Source organism: Nocardiopsis sp. CC223A (genome assembly GCF_030766825.1).
GTDB lineage: Bacteria > Actinomycetota > Actinomycetes > Streptosporangiales > Streptosporangiaceae > Nocardiopsis.
On sequence record NZ_JASFDV010000006.1, the window covers coordinates 52,326 to 71,389 of the forward strand.

The following is a 19,064-nucleotide window of genomic DNA, read 5'->3' on the forward strand; positions in this document are numbered from 1 at the left end:
CCCCGGGCCGCCCGCCGACGCCGCGGGCGGGCGGGGCGAGGGCTCAGGTGCCGATGCGGGGGGAGAACGGAGGCCGACCGGCGGCCCGGGGCCGGTCGGGGCCGGTGCCGGACGGAGGGGGACCACCGCGGACGGGGTCCCGGTGGGCGGGCGCCTGGCGCTGCGCAACCCGCTGGACATCATCGCCGGGATGCCCTACCTGGTGGGGGAGCCGCCCGACCCCGGGATCGTGGTACTGGCGGCCAAGGGGGTCGGCGTGCACGCGGCGTTCTGCGGGGCGCTGGACGAGGCGCACCGGCACCTGTCGCCGATGGAGCGGGCGAGGCCGCCGGTCGACCTGGCCGTCGCCGAAGGCTGTAGCGGACTGCTCATCGTCGCCTACGGGCCGGCCGAGCGGGTCACGCCCTACGTGGACGCCCTGATGCTCGCCGCGCGTGAACGCGGAGTGAACATCATCGACGCCCTGCGCGTCACCGGCGGGCGCTACTGGTCCTACACCTGCGCGTCCCCCACCTGCTGTCCGCCCGAGGGCACCGTCATCGACGTCGACGGCTCACCGGTGCCCGCCGGGGCCGTCCTGCGCGGCATCACCCCCGCCCGGCCGCCCCGGGTCCCGCCCGTCGAACTCCGGCGCGTCCGTGCCCTGCTGGCGCCCGTGGACGCGCCCGAACGGGCGGCGGTGGGCGCGGTCGCCGAGGCGTTCGCGGCCCGGGTGCGGGCGCTGCCGGAGAGCACCCGGATCACCCGGGGCACGGCGGCGGTCCGGGCGGCCACCTGCGGCGACGGGCTCCCCGGGCGCGAGGACACCGCCCGGTTGGGCGTCCACCTCGGGCACGTCCGGGTCCGGGACCGGGCCTGGTCCGCCATCACCGCGAGCACCGCCCCGCGCCACCGCGACCTGTGGGCCCACCTGGTCCGCCACCTGCCCGACCGGTGGCGGGCCGCCCCCGCCGCGCTCACCGCGGTCGCCGCCTGGCAGCAGGGGGACGACGTGCTCGCCATGGCCGCCGTGGAGACCGCCCTGGCCGCCGACCCCGGGTACTCCATGGCGGTGCTCATGGGCCGGGCGCTGGCCTGGGGGCTCCCGGTGGAGCGGTGGCGCGATTCCACGGGGGAGGGATGACCGCTCGGGAGGCGGCCCCCGCGATGGCGGGGGCACGACCCCCGACGCCCTAGGCTGGAGGCATGCCGGAGTACATCTACACCATGAACAACGTGCGCAAGGCGCACGGCGACAAGGTCGTCCTGGACAACGTTTCGGGGTCGTTCCTGCCCGGAGCCAAGATCGGTGTCGTGGGCCCCAACGGTGCGGGTAAGTCGACGCTTCTGAAGATCATGGCCGGCATCGAGCAGCCGTCCAACGGCGAGGCGCGCCTCATGCCCGGGTTCACGGTCGGCCTGCTCGCCCAGGAACCCCACCTCGACGAGAGCAAGACCGTCCTGGAGAACGTCGAGGACGGTGTCGCCGAGACCAAGGCGATGCTGACCCGCTTCAACGAGATCGCCGAGCAGATGGCGACGGACTACTCCGACGACCTGCTCGAAGAAATGGGCAAGCTACAGGAGCAGCTCGACCACCGCAACGCCTGGGACCTGGACAGCCAGCTCGCCCAGGCGATGGACGCGCTGCGCTGCCCGCCCGGGGACGCCGACGTCACCAGGCTCTCCGGTGGCGAGAAGCGCCGCGTCGCCCTGTGCAAGCTGCTGCTGGAGCAGCCCGACCTGCTGCTCCTCGACGAGCCCACCAACCACCTCGACGCCGAGAGCGTGAACTGGCTGGAGCAGCACCTGGCCAAGTACCCGGGCACGATCATCGCGATCACCCACGACCGGTACTTCCTCGACCACGTGGCCACCTGGATCCTGGAGCTGGACCGCGGGCAGTTCTACCCCTACGAGGGCAACTACTCCACCTACCTGGAGACCAAGCAGGGCCGCCTGAAGGTCGAGGGGCAGAAGGACGCCAAGCGCGCCAAGCGCCTCAAGGACGAGCTGGAGTGGGTCCGCTCCAACGCCAAGGCCCGCCAGACCAAGAGCAAGGCCCGTCTCCAGCGCTACGAGGAGATGGCCGCCGAGGCGGACAAGACCCGCAAGCTGGACTTCGAGGAGATCCAGATCCCGCCGGGCCCGCGTCTGGGCACCACCGTGGTCGAGGTCAAGAACCTCACCAAGGGCTTCGACGACCGCGTCCTCATCGAGAACCTCAGCTTCTCGCTGCCGCCCAACGGCATCGTCGGCGTCATCGGCCCCAACGGTGTCGGCAAGACCACCCTGTTCAAGATGATCGTCGGCGAGGAGACCCCGGACCAGGGCTCCATCAACATCGGCGACACCGTGGACATCTCCTACGTCGACCAGTACCGGGGCCGCATCGACGACTCCAAGAACGTCTGGGAGACCATCTCCGACGGCGAGACCTTCATCCAGGTCGGCAAGGTCGAGATCCCCAGCCGCGCCTACGTCGCCGCGTTCGGTTTCAAGGGCTCCGACCAGCAGAAGAAGTCCGGCGTCCTGTCGGGCGGTGAGCGCAACCGTGTCAACCTGGCGCTCACCCTCAAGCAGGGCGGCAACCTGCTGCTCCTGGACGAGCCCACCAACGACCTCGACGTCGAGACCCTCGGCTCGCTGGAGAACGCGCTCCTGGACTTCCCGGGCTGCGCCGTGATCACCTCCCACGACCGCTGGTTCCTGGACCGCGTCGCCACGCACATCCTGGCCTGGGAGGGCGACGCCGACTGGTTCTGGTTCGAGGGCAACTTCGAGTCCTACGAGAAGAACAAGATCGAGCGCCTGGGCCCGGAGGCCGCGCGTCCGCACGCGGTCACCCACCGCAAGCTCACCCGCGACTAGCGTCCGCTCGCAGCCGTCGTACGGGGCCGCGGGACCGGTGACGGTCCCGCGGCCCCTTCGGCTCTGTTCCCGGGTCCTGCGGCCCTCGGAACGGGGACGGAACGTCGCATACCCTAGGGGCGATGACTTCCGCGCGCGATGACCAGCAGAGCCCGGGCGAGGAGCCCGTGCACATGACGTTCTACGAGGCCGTGGGCGGTGAGGAGACCTTCACCCGCCTGGTCCGCCGCTTCTACGAGGGCGTGGCCGACGACCCCGTCCTGCGGCCCATGTACCCCGAGGAGGACCTGGGGCCGGCCGAGGAGCGGCTGCGGCTGTTCCTCATCCAGTACTGGGGCGGCCCGCGCACCTACAACGAGCTGCGCGGCCACCCGCGGCTGCGCATGCGCCACTTCCCGTTCCGGATCGGGATCGCCGAACGCGACCTGTGGCTCCGGCACATGCGTGCCGCCGTCGACTCCCTGGGCCTGCACGAGGTGCTGGAGCGGCAGCTGTGGGAGTACATGGTCATGGCGGCGCACAGCATGGTGAACGTCCCGGAGGAGGCGGCCCGCCCGGCGGTCGCCGACCCCACCCGGGTCGCCGTGTCCTCCGAGTCCGCCGACGACGACGAGGGCGACGACGGCGAGGTCGTCACCATCTCCCTCAGGTAGCCCGCATCCCCGGAGCACGCCGTCCGCGGGGGCGTCCGAACGCCCCCTCCCGGGCGGCGCCACCGTTCGTGGAATGCACGGAGACCTCTCACGTCCCCCGGGCGGCCCCGCGCCGCCCGACCGGGCCCGGCCGCGGTACGGTCACCGGTCCCCGGGCGCGGGGTCCGCACCCCCGGCACCTTCGGTGTCCCGCAGGCCGGGCAGGCCCGCTGCGGCCTCCGGCGCTTTCCGCCCGCCCCCTCCGTCTCAGCGGAGCGGGACGTGCACGGGCCCGGTCCTCGCAGCGGCCGGTGCCGTGCTGCTGCTCATGTCGGCGGCGGTGTCGGCGCGGTCTTCGCGCTGGGCTGGACGACCACGAGGGGCCCTACGCGTCCATACCGGACACCCGCGCCCCGGTGGACCCCGAGGTGGTCGGGGCCGAGAGCCGGTCAGATGTACTGCCCCAGGAAGGCGCGCTCGACGCCGTTGAGCCGCCGGGCGCGCTGCGTGGCCACGTCGAAGCCCACGATCACCGTCCGGGCGCGCAGGTACACGCGGTCGTCGTCGAGGATCTCGTAGGCCAGGGAGAAGCTGGCGTTGCGCACCTCGGTCACCCACAGTTCCACCCGCACCGGCTCCGAACGCGGCAGCAGCGGCGCCACGTAGTCGGCCTCCTGACGGGCCACCACCATGGCGCCGAACACCTCCTCGCCCTCGACCGCTCCGCTGAACCGCAGGAACGAGATGCGGGCGTCCTCCAGGTAGGTCAGCATCCGGACGTTGTTGACGTGGTGCTGCGGGTCGAGGTCGGCGTAGCGGACCTGCGCCAGGTGTACGTGTCGGCGCGGCCCGGTCTCCGTTCCGGTGCCCGCGGCCTCCTCGGTCTGTGTCACGTCCGTGTCCTCTCCTGGCTCTGCGGGGGTGGGCCCGGCTCCGATTCTCCCAGGACGGGGCACGCGGGCACACGGTCGGGTGCCCGCGGGGCCTGTGTCCTTGCTCTCCCGGGGGCGAGAGCGGCCCCACCCCGGTATGCCACCGGGCGGCGCGCCCCGCGGCCGGACCGCGGAGCGCGCCCGTCCGGGATCAGAGGGCGTTCAGGCCCAGGTGGTGGGCGAGGAACCCCAGCTGGTCGGCGTTCAGCTCCACGCTGCGGCTCACCGAGCGGGTGCTGTGCCCCACCTCCGCCTCCCGGCGCAGCAGCACCGGCCGCTCCCCGACCGGTGCCGAGGTCGCCCACTGCAACTGCGCGCACAGCTTGCGGGCGTGCAGCGGGTCCACCCGGGTGTCGTTGTCGAACACCGTGAAGAGCACCGCCGGGTACCGGGTGCCCTCCCGCACGTTGTGGTACGGCGAGTAGCCCAGCAGCCACCCCAGCTGTTCGGGGTCCTCGGCGCTGCCGTACTCCACGCTCCACAGCCGGCCCAGCCCGAACCGCTCGTAGCGGACCATGTCCAGCAGCGGGGCCGAGCACACCGCGGCCGCGAACAGGTCCGGCCGCTGGGTGACCATCGCCCCGACCAGCAGGCCGCCGTTGCTGCCGCCCATGATCGCCAGGCGGTCGGTGTCGGTGACCCCGGTGGCGATGAGGTGCTCGGCCGCGGCGGCGCAGTCGTCGAACACGTTCTGCTTGTCGGCGAGCATGCCGCCGCGGTGCCACTCCTCTCCCTCCTCCAGGCCGCCGCGCAGCCCGGCGACGGCGTACACCCCGCCGGCCCGCACCCAGGACAGGGCGGTGGCCGAGTAGCCGGGGGTGAGGGAGATCCGGAAGCCGCCGTACCCGTACAGGATGGTCGGCCGCGGGCCCTCGGCCGGGGCCGCGGGCGCCATCACCAGCATCCGGACGGTGGTGCCGTCCTTCGAGGTGTAGGCGACCTGCTCCACCCGCACGTCGGGCACGGTGACGGTGCCGGGGGCGCTCTCCCACAGGTCCACCGCACCGGTGCCGGCGTCGTAGCGGTACACCGCCGACGGGGTGGTGCTGTCGGTGTAGCCGAACCATGCCTCGTGGCCGCCCTCGGGGCGTTCCAGCAGACCGCTGACACTGCCCAGACCGGGCAGCGGTAGCGTGCCCAGCAGCTCGCCGGTGGCCAGGTCGTGCCGGGTCACCTCGCCGACGGCGTGCCGGGACCAGGAGACCAGAAGCTCGGGGCGCTCCGATCCGGGGCCGTCCAGGATCGCGTAGTCCTCCAGCACGGCGTCGTCGGCCTCGGCGACGAGCGTGCGCCAGTTCTCGTAGCCGGGCGCCTCGGGGTCGGCGACGCACAGGCGCCCGCGCGGAGAGTCCCGGTCGGTGAACAGGTACAGCCGGCCGTCCCGGCCCACGTGCGCGGACAGCGCCGCGGCGACGCCCTCCTGGACGCTCACCCAGGCGGGCGCCTCGTACGGGCTCCGGGACAGGTCGGCCAGCCACAGGTCGGTGTCCGCGGAGGTGCCCTTGGAGGCGTCGAGCACCAGCCAGCGGCCGTCCCGGCTCACCCACACCCCGAAGTACTCGGTCTTGTCGCGGCCCTCGCCGAAGATCAGCACGTCCTCGTCGGCGGGGGTGCCCAGCCGGTGCAGGTAGACGCGCCGGTGGTAGTCGTGCTCGCCCTCGGGGACCTGCTCGGGGGGCAGCTTGCGCACGTAGTAGAACGCCGACGAGTCCGGCAGCCACGCGACGGGCGTGTACCGGGCCCGGTCGATGGGGCCGTCGACGATCTCCCCGGTGTCCACGTCCATGACGCGCAGGACGGACTCCTCGTTCCCGCCCTCGGACAGCTGGTAGGCGAGCAGCCGCCCGGACGGGTCCGCCTTCCAGGCGTCCAGCGTGGTCAGCCCGGAGGGGTCCAGCGCACCGGGATCCAGCAGGACCCGCTCGGGGCCGTCGCCGTCCCGCACGTACAGGACGGGGTGTTCCTGGTCGGCGGTCCGGCGCCCGGAGAAGCGCCGCTCTCCGCGCCATACGGGGGCGCCCACACTGCCGGCGCCCATCAGTTCGCGGACGTGCTCGGCGAACCGCTCCCGGTCGGGCAGGTGCGCGCCGAGTTCGGAGAACAGGGCGTCCTGGGCGGTCGCCCACTCTTTGGCCGGAGCGGATTCGGGGTCTTCCAACCACCGGTAGGGGTCGGCGACGGGGCGGCCGTGCAGGGTTTCGACGAGGTCGAGGCGCTCGGCCGTGGGATAGCGGAGTTCAGGCATGCTTCGCACTCTATCCACCGCTATCTCACGTGCGATCGGTATGGGAAGGGAACATGGAACGTGGTTTCGGCGGCACGCATTATGACCAGGAATAGCGATAACAGCGGGTTCACGACGCGCGCGGCGGAAATTGGGGTGGCGCCGGAGCCTCCCCACCACGCACACTGAATGCGGGACGCAACTCGGCGGGACCACCGGGAGGTCCGTGTGGCAAGGCGTACAGAGCCACCGATCATGGGATCGGTGCACAGGGAGGTCTCCTGGCTGGCCGAACGGCTGGCCGGGGAAGAGACACGGTCGTCGCACCCGACGGCCGAGGTGTCGCGATGAGCGGCGCGCGCAGCAGGGAGGGTGGTCCAACCGCCCGTCGGCACGTGCTGCTGCTCAACGCGAGTTTCGAACCACTCACGACATTGCCGCTGCGCAGAGCGATTCTGCTCGTGCTGCGGGAGAAGGCGGAGGTCGTCCACCGCGACGGGGCCGGGGCGGTGCTCCACTCGGCGACGCACTCGTACGAGGTGCCGTCGGTGATCCGGCTCAGACGCTACATCAGCGTCCCCTACAGCCGCAGGGTGCCCCTCACCCGCGTGGCGCTGATGCGCCGCGACCGGCACACCTGCGGTTACTGCGGGAAGAAGGCGGAGACCATCGACCACGTCATCCCGCGCAGCCGCGGCGGCGCGCACGTGTGGGAGAACGTGGTGGCGGCCTGCAAGCCGTGCAACCACCGCAAGGCCGACAAGTTCCTGGACGAACTCGGCTGGGAACTGCACGTCACCCCCAAGGTGCCCAAGGGTCCGCACTGGCGGCTGATCAACGGGGACCTGCACGGCGACCCGCAGTGGGAGCCCTACATGGCGCACCTGGCCGCCTGACGGCCCTGAACGCCCCGGCGGCGGGGACGACGCGTCCCGCCCCGCTCCGCCCTCGCCGCCCCCGGCACGCCTTTCACGGGCCGCAGGGGGCGGCTCTTCGCGCCCCGACCCCTCCACCGCCCCGCGGGCCCCGGGCCATGGCGGGGTGCGACCACCGAGCCGCCCGAACACACGAAAGGCGTTTCCGAACGGGGACGATCAAGGCTGCCGGGGCCTTTGCCCCGGCAGTGGCAGCGGCGGCGTCGTCCGAGTGAGGCATCCCCACCCCGGTCGCGCGCACGCGGGCCGCGGTGAACGCCCCGGATCGGCTTCCCGCGATGGACGGCCGTCCGGGCACCTCATCCTTATCGAAGGATGGGGCGGCCGTATTCTGGAGGCATGCCCAGATACGACTTCCGGTGCCGCGAGTGCGGCGACACCTTCGAGCTCTCCCGTCCGATGGCCGAGTCCGGGGACCCGGCCCCCTGCCCGCAGGGGCACGGGGACACGGTGCGGCTGCTGTCCACGGTGGCCGTCGGCGGCCTGGCCCCGGCGCCCGCCTCCGGCGGCGGTGGCTGCTGCGGGGGCGGCTGCTGCGGCTGACCGCGCGTCGTCCACGGCCGAAGGGCCGGACCCGCAGCGGGCCCGGCCCTTCGCGCGGTGATCAGCGTTCGATCTGGGACACGTCGCGGGCCGCGCCGGTGGAGGCCGAGGTGGCCATCGCGGCGTAGGCGCGCAGCGCCGCGGTCACCGGCCGCTGCCGGTCGCGCGGCTGGAACCGGCCCAGCTCCTTGAGCAGGCGCTCGCGGCGGGTGTTCAGCTCGTCCTCGGACACCTCCAGCACGATGCCCCGGTTGGGGATGTCGATGCTGATGATGTCGCCGTCCTCGACCAGGGCGATGTCACCGCCCGCGGCCGCCTCCGGGGAGGCGTGGCCGATGGACAGCCCCGAGGTGCCGCCGGAGAAGCGTCCGTCGGTGATGAGCGCGCAGGCCTTGCCCAGGCCGCGCCCCTTGAGGAAGCTCGTCGGGTACAGCATCTCCTGCATGCCGGGGCCGCCCTTGGGGCCCTCGTAGCGGATGACCACCACGTCGCCGGGCTCGATCCGCTTGTTGAGGATGCCGTCCACGGCGTCCTCCTGCGACTCGAACACCTTGGCCGGTCCGGAGAAGGTCCACAGCTCCTCCTCCACGCCCGCGGTCTTGACGATCGCGCCGTCCGGGGCGAGGTTGCCGAACAGCACCGCCAGGCCGCCGTCCTTGGTGTAGGCGTGCTCCACGGAGCGGATGCAGCCCTTCTCCCGGTCGGTGTCCAGGCTGTCCCAGCGGGTGCTCTGCGAGTACGCCCGGGTGGTGCGCACCCCGCCGGGGGCGGCGTGGAACAGCTCCACGGCCTCGGGCAGGACGTCGTCGGAGGCGATGTCCCACTCGGCGAGATAGGTGCCGACGGTCTTGCCGTGCACGGTGGGCAGGGAGGTGTCCAGCAGCCCGCCGCGGGCCAGTTCGCCCAGGATGGCGGGGATGCCGCCCGCCCGGTGGACGTCCTCGATGTGGTACTTCTCGGTGTTCGGCGCCACCTTGCACAGGCACGGCACCCGGCGGGAGACCGCGTCGATGTCGGTCAGCCCGAAGTCCACGCCGGCCTCGGTGGCGGCGGCCAGCAGGTGCAGGATCGTGTTGGTGGACCCGCCCATGGCCACGTCCAGGGCCATGGCGTTGCCGAACGCGGCCGGGGTGGCGATGGACAGCGGCAGCACCGAGTCGTCGTCCTGCCCGTAGTACCTCTCGGCGGCCTCCACGACCAGGCGGCCCGCGTCCTCGTACAGTGCCCGGCGCGCGGTGTGGGTGGCCAGGACGGTGCCGTTGCCGGGCAGCGCCAGGCCGATGGCCTCGGTGAGGCAGTTCATCGAGTTGGCGGTGAACATGCCCGAGCACGAACCGCAGGTCGGGCAGGCGTTCTCCTCCATCTCGTCCAGCTCGGCCTGCGACACGCTCTCGTCGGCCGCGGCGATCATGGGGTTGATCAGGTCGAGCTTCTTGACGGTGGTGGCGGTGCCGTTCACCACGGTCACCTTGCCCGCCTCCATCGGCCCGCCGGAGACGAACACGGTGGGGATGTTGAGGCGCAGCGCGGCCAGCAGCATGCCCGGGGTGATCTTGTCGCAGTTGGACACGCACACCAATGCGTCGGCGCAGTGCGCGTTGACCATGTACTCCACGGCGTCGGCGATCAGCTCGCGGCTGGGCAGCGAGTACAGCATGCCGCCGTGGCCCATGGCGATGCCGTCGTCGACGGCGATGGTGTTGAACTCGCGGGGGACGCCGCCGGCGGCGCGCACGGAGTCGGCGACGACGTCGGCGACCTCGCGCAGGTGCACGTGCCCGGGGACGAACTGGGTGAAGCTGTTGGCCACGGCCACGATGGGCTTGCCGAAGTCCTCGCTCTGTACGCCGGTGGCGCGCATGAGGGCGCGCGCTCCCGCCATGTTCCGGCCGTGGGTGACGGTGCGTGAGCGTAGGGGTGGCATGGCGCGGACTCCCATCGATACGGGTGTTTCCCCTTGATGGTAGTCCCCTTTCGATGCGCCTGCGGTCTCAGGGGGAAAGACGGCGGGTCCGTATGACGAGACGGAGGGTGGGTTCGCCCTGTTCCGGTCGGGGCCGCCGGCCGGCCCCGGACATACGTGAGGCCCGGCTGCCACCACGTTGTGGTCCGGCCGGGCCCGATGGGTCGTGCGTCAGTGGCGCGGTGGCAGAGCCCGCTCGGCGGCCGCGTAGATCTCCTCGATCTCCTGCTCGGTCAGGCGGTCCCGGCCGGTGCGCAGCCACTTGCGGACCTTGGTGCCGGAGATGATGTCCACGCCCCGCAGCCGGTGGCTGTCCCAGGGCATGCCGGGTCCGTAGATGGCCAGGGAGGCGCGCACCTTGATCTCGCGGCCGAGCTCCTTGCTGATGAGCTCCTCTGCGCGTTTGGCCTCCTCCAGAGCCTCGTCGATGCGCTGGTTCTTGTTGAAGCGCCCGTGGTAGAGCTGTTCGAGCTTGTTGCGCAGCGGCAGCCGCTTGTCCCAGGACTCGGAGTCGATGGCGAACGCGCCGCGCCGCCCCACGATGAAGTGGTCGATCTGGCCGTTGCCGCCGGGCACCGCGCGGGCGTGCAGGACCTTGTAGCCGAGCTGCTTCATCACCTTGAGCTGGACCTCGGTCTTGCGCTGTGCGGCCGAGGGCTTGCGCCAGCGGGGGATCTCGGATTCGCGCCGGGACTGGTACACCGAGATGCCGACCATGGTGGCGATGCCCAGGGTCGCGCCGATGCGCCAGTCGGATGCGATGAATCCGCAGACGATCGCGACGACGAGGGCCACGGCCCCGCGTACGGCCCATTTGCGGACCGCGCCCTTCTCGCGGAGGGCGCCGTAAAGCATTCTTGCGCCCGAAATGTCCCTTTGATTCTTTTGGTTGGGGAAGAAGAGGCTTTCGGGCCTGTCCGGCTCCGGCCTCTGGGGCGACGGGTTCACTCTGGTTGCCGATTCCACGTCGGACAGGTTAGTTCCACTCATATTCGAGTCCTAGTGCATTACTTCTCACACTTTCCCCCCTTGTTCCGTGGCCCACAGGAGGATTCGGTGTGCAGGGGGCGGGGAAGGATGGATGGTTCGTCGATCTCTCCAGAGAACTTCGGTTCCACCTCTCGTGGTGCCCGTTGGCGTGCCCGCTAATCTGGGTCGGTATGACCCAGATGCATGACCTTCCGGCCCACCGGCTCGCCGCGATGGTCCGCAGTCGTGAACTGTCCCCTCGTGAGATCACAGAGCACGTCCTGTCCCGGACCGAGCGCCATGGGCCCGACTGCGGCGCCTACATTACGGTCATAGCGGAAAAGGCTTTGGATCAAGCCCGATACGCGGAGAAGCGTGTGATGAGCGACACGCCGGAGAGCCTGCCCCCGCTGCTCGGGATCCCCGTCCCCATCAAGGACCTCGACCTCCTCGCCGGTGTCCGGGCCACCTACGGCTCCCGCGTCCTGGCCGACAACATCGCCCCCATCGACTCCGACACCGTCGCCCGGCTGCGTGCCGCGGGGGCCGTCTTCACCGGCAAGACCAACACCCCCGAGTTCGGGTCCAGCTGCTACACCGAGAACGCCGTCGCCCCGCCCGCCCGCAACCCCTGGAACCCGGAGCTGTCCCCGGGCGGCTCCAGCGGCGGCGCCGCGGTGGCCGTGGCCGCCGGACTGGCCCCCGTCGCGCACGCGAGCGACGGCGGCGGGTCCATCCGCATCCCGGCCTCGGTCTGCGGGCTCTTCGGCCTCAAGCCCACGCGCGGCCGCATCTCCGGCGCCCCGGTCAAGCCCGACCTCGTCGGCCTGTCCACCAGCGGGCCCCTCACCCGCCACGTCGCCGACGCCGCGCTGATGCTCGACGTGATGTCCGGGAACCGCCCCGGCGACTACTACACCGCTCCGCCGCTGCCGCCCGGCGAGACCTTCGCCGACCACGTTCTGCGCGAACCGGGGCGGCTGCGCATCGGTCACTACGCCCACACGGGCTCGGCCGGGCTGCCCGTCCACCCCGACGTCCTGGCCGCCCACGAGTCCACCCTGCGCCTGTTCGCCGACCTGGGCCACGAGATCGAGGAGATCCCCGAACCCGGCGACGCCCACTTCGGCGGCACCTTCGTTGACGACTTCGCCGTCATCTGGGCGGCCATGGCCTCGGTCATGCCGGTCCCGGCCGAGCGCGAGCCCGAGCTCGGGGATCTCAACCGCTGGCTGCGCGAACGCGCCCGTGCCCTCCCGGCCCCCGAGTACATCGCCGCCGGCGCCCGCCTCCAGCGCGGCATCCGCTCGTGGCTGACCGCCACCGAGCCCTACGACGCGGTGGTCACCCCGGTGCTGGCGCAGCCCCCGGTGCCCGTCGGGTACTTCGTCGGGGACGGGCCGGAGGAGGAGTTCCGGCGGATGACCGCGTTCACCCCGTTCACGTCGGTCTTCAACGTCACCGGCCAGCCGTCCATGAGCGTGCCCCTGCACCACGCGCCCGACGGCGCACCGCTGGGCTCCATGGTCACCGGCCGGATGGGCGGCGAGCCGCTGCTGCTGTCCCTGGCGGCGCAGCTGGAACGGGCGCGGCCCTGGGCCGACCGGGTCCCCCCGGTCTGGAACCGCTGAGCGGGCGGCCGGGCGGCGGCCGCGGGTCAGTCCGCGGGCCGCCCGGCCGGAGGCCGGGGGACCCCGTCCGGGCCGGGCTCCGCCACCGGCGCGACCATCCCGGCCGCACCCGCCGGGGGCACGGCCTCGGCGACCCCGGCGACCTCCACCGGGACCGCGTCCGCCGCCTCCTGCGCGGGCGCCTCGGCCGGGGCCTGGGGAACGAACGCGCTCAGCAGCGCCGCCACCGCCACCAGCACGGTCGCACCCAGCACCCCGCCCGTGATCCCCATGAGGTCGATCAGCCCGCCCGCCAGCGGGCCGGCGACCGCGCCGCCCGTGCCCAGCGCCGTGGTCATCCACCCGAACGCCTCGGCCCGCCGGTCGGCGGGGGCCAGGTCGCCCAGCCGCGCCATCGTGGCGGCCAGGGTCGGGGCGATCGCCAGGCCGGACAGGAACAGCAGCGGTGCGACCCACAGGGGAGTGGACAGCTCCACCAGCGGCGGCGTGAACGGAATCAGCACCGCGACGCCCGCCGCGGAGGCGAACGAGCGCCGTACCAGCCGGGGCCTGCCCCGCAGGCCGCCCGCGATCGCGCCGCCCACCAGCGAGCCCAGCGCCCACACCGACGCCAGCACCATCACCAGGTGCGGAGCGTTCAGTTCGTTGGCCCAGGCCACGATGACCAGGTCCACGCCCATGATCCCGCTGACCATCAGCAGGCACATCGCGAACAGCACCACCAGGGCGGGCTCGCGCAGCAGACTGCGCCGCGGCCCGCTGGCCGCCGGCGCCGCCCCGGCCTCCACCGGGGCCGGCCCGGTCGCCCCGGCCCGGCGCAGCGCCAGGGCGAAGCCCAGCGCGCCCAGCAGTCCCAGCACCGCGAGCATCACCAGTGCCCAGCGCGGCCCGGCGAACGCCACCGCACCGGCGGTCAGGATGGGGCAGAAGACGAACAGCAGCTCCTGTGCGGTGGCCTCGGCCGCGTAGATGGCCTGCCGTTCCGGGCCGCGGGTGAGCCGCGGCCACAGGGCCCGCACGATCTGGTTCGCGGGGGTGCCGAACAGACCGGTCCCCAGCGCCAGTGGGATGGACACCCACCACAGCGATGCAGGCAGCCACGTCAGCCCCAGCAGACCCACCGTGAACACCACACCGCACACCAGCACCAGCCGGTCGGTGCCGCCCCTGTCCGCCATCCGGCCGCGCAGCGGCCCCACCAACGCGATCCCCAGCGTGAACGCGCCCGCCACCAGGCCCGCCAGCGAGTAGGAACCGGTCCAGTCGACCACCAGGAAGGTGACCGCGATCATCAACCCCGGCGTGTAGAACCGCGCGGTCAGGGACCAGGCCAGCAGGGACAGCACATGGGGGACGGCGAAGAGCCGGCGGTAGTTGGCGAGCACACCCCCAGATTATGCAGAGAGTGCAGTCAGGGGGCCATCCGATTATCGATACGACCGGTGTCATGGCCGTGTGCCCGACGGTGTGTCACCCTCCGGTCAGCCCGGCCCGGCCCGGCCCGGCCCGGCCCGTCGCGACGCGCCCGACCGGGCCCGGAACGACCACCGCTTTTCCCCGCAGGACGGCCGTGACCGGACGGCCATCGGCCGGTACCGGCCCGTCCTTCCGGTGTACGGAGTCACAGGTAGGGCATGATCGGTTTCTGTGAGGGACGTTCAGCTGGCCCGTGTGGCCGAGCAGTACGGTGTCGCGACGAGCTACGAGGACTGGCGGGGCCGCAGGGTCCCGGTCGACCTCGACGTCATCCGCCATGTCCTGGCCGCCCTGGGCGCGGACCCGGACCGGGAACCGCCGGACCGGGAGCCGAGCCTGCTCCCGCCCGCGGTCGTCCTGCGCGAGGGCAAGGCGCCCGACCCGGTGCTCCCCGAGGGGGTGCACAGCACCGTCGAGACCGCCGACGGCTCCCTGCTGCCCTTCGACCAGGGCCTGCCCCTGGGCGTCCACACACTGCGCGTCACCCACCGCGGCGCCGAACACGACGCGCCCCTGCTGGTGGTCCCCGACCGGATCGACCCCACCGCCCTGCGCGAGAACCCGCGCCTGTGGGGGGTCATGACCCAGCTCTACAGCGTGCGCTCCCGGGCCTCCTGGGGCATCGGCGACCTGCGCGACCTCGCCGAGATCTCGGACTGGAGCGCCCGCGACCTGGGCGCCGACTTCGTCCTCATCAACCCGGTGCACGCCACCGAGCCCGTCGTCCCGGTGGAGCCCTCCCCGTACCTGCCGGTCAGCCGCCGCTACGCGAGCCCGCTGTACATCCGCATCGAGGACGTCCCCGAGTACTCCCGGCTGGACCCCGCCCAACGCGAGGGCGTCCAGCGCCTCGCCCGGCCGCTGCGCGAACGCGGCCGCACCGCGGACCTGCTCGACCGCAACGCCGTCTGGGAGGCCAAGCGGACCGCTCTGGAGATCCTCTTCCAGGTGCCCCGCGCCCCGGGCCGCGAGGCCGCCCTGCGCGCCTATCTCGAACGCGAGGGCCGGCCGCTGGTGGAGTTCGCCACCTGGTCGGCGCTGGCCGAGGAGTACGGGCCCGACCACCGGACCTGGCCCGCGCACCTGCGCGACGTCACCGACGACTCCGTGGGCCGGGCCGCCCTGGACCGCTGGCCCCTGGTGGAGTTCCACCGCTGGCTCCAGTGGCTCCTGGACGAGCAGCTCGCCCAGGCCCAGACCACCGCCCGTACGGGCGGCATGGATGTGGGCGTGGTGCACGACCTCGCCATCGGCGTGCAGGCGGGCGGCGCCGACGCCTGGATGTTCGGCGACGCCCTGGTCCAGGGGCTGCACGTGGGCGCCCCTCCCGACGAGTTCAACAGCCTGGGCCAGGACTGGGGACAGCCGCCGTGGCATCCGCGCCGCCTGGCCGAACGCGGCTACGGGCCGCTGCGGCAGATCCTCGGCCAGGCCCTGCGCCACGCCGGCGGGGTGCGCATCGACCACGTCATGGGCCTGTTCCGCCTGTGGTGCGTGCCCGAGGGCGCCTCCGCCGACCAGGGCACCTACGTCACCTTCGACCACGAGGGCACCGTCGGCGCCCTGTTGCTGGCCGCGCGGCGGGCCGACGCCGTCGTCATCGGCGAGGACCTGGGCACCGTCGAGCCGTGGGTGCGCGACCACCTGGCCGACCGCGGCATCCTGGGCACCTCGGTGCTGTGGTTCGAGCAGGAGCCCGACGGTTCCCCGCGCACGCCCGGCGACTGGCGCGCCGACTGCCTGGCCACGGTCGCCACCCACGACCTGCCCCCGGTGGCGTCGTTCCTGTCCGCCGAGCACGTCGAGCTGCGGGACCGGTTGGGACTGCTGCCCCGGCCGCTGGAGGAGGAGCGGGCCGACGCCGAGGCCAGGGTGGAGCGCTGGCGGGCACTGCTCGTGGAGCTGGGGCTGCTGGACGAGGACGCCGACCCGCTGGCCGACCCGGCCGCCGTGGTCACCGCCATGCACGCCTACCTCATGGCGACCCCGGCCCGGATGGTCGGGGTGGCGCTCACCGACGTGGTGGGGGAGCGGCGCATGCAGAACCAGCCGGGCACCGGCACCGAGTACCCGAACTGGCGGATCCCGCTCACCAACGGCGAGGGAGAGCCCGTCCTGGTGGACGAGCTGCTCGCCGACCCGCGCATGGTGTCGCGCATCCGCCGCACCCTGGGCCCGTTCGGCGACGGGCGCGGCCGCACCCTGTAGCGCCGGACACGGTACGGGCCCGGGGTGGATCCGAGGGTCCACTCCCGGGCCCGTCCGTGGCTTCGCGGGTACGGCTAGCGCGCCTCGCCCGCGGCGATGTCCACGGCGCGGGCCTTCAGCGCCCGCTCCACGCCGGCGCGCCCCTCCACCAGCAGGCGCCGCAGCGCGGGGGCGGGGGAGTTCTCGGCGATGTAGGCGTCGGTGCGCTCGATCGTCGCCTCCTCCACCAGGCCGCCCGGGTACATGAACTCGGCGAAGGTCTGCGCGAACTCGCCCGTCCACTTCTCCCAGGCCGGGGCCAGCTGCGCGAAGTACTTCTCCACGTAGGGCCGGTACAGGTCGGCCTGGCCCGGCTCCACGAAGCCCAGCAGCACCGACCGGAACTCGGCGTTGGCCAGCTCCTCGCCCACGATCCGGTCCCAGGCCGCGGCCTTGGCCGCCGCGGTCGGGATCGCCGCCCGCGCACCGGCGGCGTGCCGCTGCCCGGCGGCCGTCGCGTCGTTCTTCAGCTCGGCGTCGATCTCCGCCTCGCCCGCCTTGCCGGTGGCCACCAGGCGGCGCAGCAGCGTCCACCGCAGCTCGGTGTCCACCACCAGGCCGTCCACGGTGATCGCGCCGTCCAGCAGCCCCTGGAGCAGGGACAGGTGGGCGTCGCCGACCGCGCTGGAGGCCAGCGCGTTGACGTAGGCCAGTTGCAGGTCGCCGCCGGGCTCGGCGGCCGTCAGCAGCTCGCGCAGGCGCTCCGACAGCTTCTCGAAGCCGAACGGGCGCCATGCCGGGTCGGCGTAGTTGTGCAGGGCCGAGACGGCCTGGCGCAGCAGCGTCTGGGCGACCATGACGTCGTCCACGCCGTCGATGCCGGAGATGACCAGGTCCACGTAGTCGCGGGCGGGCATCTCTCCGTCGCGGGTCATGTCCCAGGCGGCGCCGAAGGCCAGCGCCCGGGGCAGGGACTCACGGATGCCCCCGATGCCGTCCACGACCGTGCCCAGGGACCGCTCGTCCAGCCGGATCTTGGTGAAGGTCAGGTCGTCGTCGTTGATGAGGACCAGGTCCGGACGGGCCTTGCCGACCAGCTCCGGCACCTCGGTGCGGGCGCCGCTGACGTCCAGCTCCACCCGGTCACGGCGCACGATGCCGGAGTCGGTGCGGTCGTACAGGCCGATCGCCAGCCGGTGCGAGCGCAGCGTCGGGTGCTCGGGGGCCGCCTCCTGGAGCACCGCGAACGAGGTGAAGTCCCCGTTCGCATCCACCTCGAAGTCCGGGCGCATCGTGTTGACGCCGGTGGTCTCCAGCCACTCGCGCGACCAGCCCGACAGGTCCCGGCCCGAGGCCGCCTCCAGGTGCTTGAGCAGGTCCTTCAGCTCGGTGTTGCCGAAGGCGAACTCCTGGAAGTAGGCGCGCACGCCCGCGAAGAACGCGTCCACACCCACGTACGCCGCCAGCTGCTTGAGTACCGAGGCGCCCTTGGCGTAGGTGATGCCGTCGAAGTTCACCTCGACCGCCTGGATGTCGACCATGTCGGCGGCGATCGGGTGGGTGGAGGGCAGCTGGTCCTGGCGCAGCGCCCACGACTTCTCCACGTTCGCGAACGTGGTCCAGGCGTCCGTCCACTTGGTGGCGTTGGCCTGGCAGTACACACTGGCGTAGGTGGCGAAGGACTCGTTCAGCCACAGGTCGTCCCACCAGCGCATGGTGACCAGGTCGCCGAACCACATGTGCGCCATCTCGTGCAGGATCGTCTCGGCGCGCCGCTCGTAGCGGGCGTCGGTCACCCGGGAGCGGAAGACGTAGTCCTCCAGGAACGTGACGGCGCCCGCGTTCTCCATGGCCCCCGCGTTGAACTCCGGCACGAACAGCTGGTCGTACTTGCCGAAGGCGTAGCGGACCCCGAACAGGTCGTGGAAGAAGTCGAAGCCCTGCTTGGTGACCTCGAACAGGGCGTCGGAGTCCAGGTGCTCGGCCAGCGACGCCCGGCAGAAGAGGCCCAGGTCGATGCCGTCGTGGGTGTCGCGCACCTCGTGGTACGGGCCCGCGATCAGCGCCGTGATGTAGGTGGACATGCGCTCGGTGGCGGGGAAGTGCCAGCGCACCCGCTCCTCGCCCGCCGCCTCGCGCGTCACGTCGGGCGCGCTGTTGGAGACCACGGTCCACGACGGCGGCGCGAACACGGTCAGTTCGAACGTCGCCTTCAGGTCCGGCTGGTCGAAGGACGCGAACATGCGGTGCGCGTCGGCGGTCTCGAACTGTGTGTACAGGTACACCGAGTCGTCCACCGGGTCCACGAAACGGTGGAGGCCCTCACCGGTGCGCATGTAGGCGGCGTCGGCCACCACGGTCAGCTCGTTGTCGGCGGCCACCTCCGGCAGCGCCAGGCGCTCGCCGTCGAACAGTTCGGCCGGGTCGAGTTCCGCCCCGTTCAGCGTCGCCGACAGCACCCGGGGTGCCGCCAGCTCCACGAACGTCCGCGCTCCGGGCTCCGAAGAGGAGAAGCGGACCACGGTGGTGGACCGGAAGGTCTCGTCACCGGTGGTGAGGTCGAGTGTCACCTCGTAGGAGTCGACGCTCAGAATCCGCGCCCGCTCCCGAGCCTCGTCCCGGGTCAGGTTCCCTGCCACGCCACGCTCCCTCCACGGCCGCCGTCGTCGCCGGCCGGATCACTGCACCGGGCGCGACGACCCGGACCGGGGGGAACACCTCG

General features: G+C 72.5%; 13 protein-coding genes. 7 read left to right on the plus strand and 6 right to left on the minus strand.

The features are described 5' to 3' along the window. The first annotated feature begins 142 nt into the window (after positions 1–142). The 3 genes from QJS33_RS04025 (at position 143) to QJS33_RS04035 (ending at position 3,503) form a co-directional block, all read left to right on the plus strand. Complete coding sequence (locus QJS33_RS04025) at positions 143–1,123, plus strand: DUF4192 domain-containing protein (protein ID WP_306366479.1); 981 nt, start codon at positions 143–145, stop codon at positions 1,121–1,123. A gap of 62 nt (positions 1,124–1,185) precedes the next feature. Next, on the plus strand, positions 1,186–2,850 hold the full coding sequence (gene ettA, locus QJS33_RS04030) for an energy-dependent translational throttle protein EttA (RefSeq protein ID WP_306366480.1): 1,665 nt from the start codon (positions 1,186–1,188) through the stop codon (positions 2,848–2,850). A 122-nt stretch (positions 2,851–2,972) separates the two neighbouring features. After that, positions 2,973–3,503 carry a globin gene (locus QJS33_RS04035; protein WP_306366481.1) on the plus strand — a complete coding sequence of 177 codons (531 nt, stop codon included), beginning with the start codon at positions 2,973–2,975 and terminating at the stop codon, positions 3,501–3,503. Positions 3,504–3,931: 428 nt separating this feature from the next. On the opposite strand, the gene QJS33_RS04040 is transcribed toward QJS33_RS04035, so the two are convergent. Further along, positions 3,932–4,375 carry a thioesterase family protein gene (locus QJS33_RS04040; protein ID WP_306366482.1) on the minus strand — a complete coding sequence of 148 codons (444 nt, stop codon included), beginning with the start codon at positions 4,373–4,375 and terminating at the stop codon, positions 3,932–3,934. A gap of 190 nt (positions 4,376–4,565) precedes the next feature. Then, on the minus strand, positions 4,566–6,659 hold the full coding sequence (locus tag QJS33_RS04045; RefSeq protein WP_306366483.1) for a prolyl oligopeptidase family protein: 2,094 nt from the start codon (positions 6,657–6,659) through the stop codon (positions 4,566–4,568). A gap of 374 nt (positions 6,660–7,033) precedes the next feature. On the opposite strand from QJS33_RS04045, the gene QJS33_RS04050 reads away from it, so the two are divergent. Continuing rightward, positions 7,034–7,534 carry an HNH endonuclease gene (locus tag QJS33_RS04050; protein WP_306366535.1) on the plus strand — a complete coding sequence of 167 codons (501 nt, stop codon included), beginning with the start codon at positions 7,034–7,036 and terminating at the stop codon, positions 7,532–7,534. Positions 7,535–7,912: 378 nt separating this feature from the next. Continuing rightward, positions 7,913–8,116 (plus strand): zinc ribbon domain-containing protein, encoded by a 204-nt coding sequence (locus QJS33_RS04055; RefSeq protein WP_306366484.1) that lies wholly within the window; start codon positions 7,913–7,915, stop codon positions 8,114–8,116. Positions 8,117–8,177: 61 nt separating this feature from the next. On the opposite strand, the gene ilvD is transcribed toward QJS33_RS04055, so the two are convergent. Next, positions 8,178–10,040, minus strand: a complete 1,863-nt coding sequence (ilvD, locus tag QJS33_RS04060; RefSeq protein WP_306366485.1) for a dihydroxy-acid dehydratase — start codon at positions 10,038–10,040, stop codon at positions 8,178–8,180. A gap of 210 nt (positions 10,041–10,250) precedes the next feature. Continuing rightward, positions 10,251–11,069, minus strand: coding sequence for a nuclease-related domain-containing protein (locus QJS33_RS04065; protein WP_372339581.1), 819 nt, complete (start codon positions 11,067–11,069; stop codon positions 10,251–10,253). A 170-nt stretch (positions 11,070–11,239) separates the two neighbouring features. On the opposite strand from QJS33_RS04065, the gene QJS33_RS04070 reads away from it, so the two are divergent. Beyond that, positions 11,240–12,679: an amidase gene (locus QJS33_RS04070; protein WP_306366487.1), complete on the plus strand. Its 1,440-nt coding sequence runs from the start codon at positions 11,240–11,242 to the stop codon at positions 12,677–12,679. A gap of 26 nt (positions 12,680–12,705) precedes the next feature. Here QJS33_RS04070 and QJS33_RS04075 read toward each other — a convergent pair whose 3' ends face one another. Continuing rightward, the gene (locus QJS33_RS04075) at positions 12,706–14,064 is read right to left on the minus strand and encodes an MFS transporter (RefSeq protein ID WP_306366488.1); all 1,359 of its coding nucleotides are present in this window, start codon (positions 14,062–14,064) and stop codon (positions 12,706–12,708) included. Positions 14,065–14,326: 262 nt separating this feature from the next. Here QJS33_RS04075 and malQ point away from each other — a divergent pair, with 262 nt between their 5' ends. Then, a complete protein-coding gene (malQ, locus tag QJS33_RS04080; RefSeq protein WP_306366489.1) occupies positions 14,327–16,363 on the plus strand; it encodes a 4-alpha-glucanotransferase in 2,037 nt (678 codons plus the stop codon). Between the two features lie 74 nt (positions 16,364–16,437). Here the strand turns inward: malQ and pepN are convergent, their stop codons facing one another. Next, the gene (gene pepN, locus QJS33_RS04085; RefSeq protein ID WP_306366490.1) at positions 16,438–18,981 is read right to left on the minus strand and encodes an aminopeptidase N; all 2,544 of its coding nucleotides are present in this window, start codon (positions 18,979–18,981) and stop codon (positions 16,438–16,440) included. Positions 18,982–19,064: the final 83 nt, after the last annotated feature.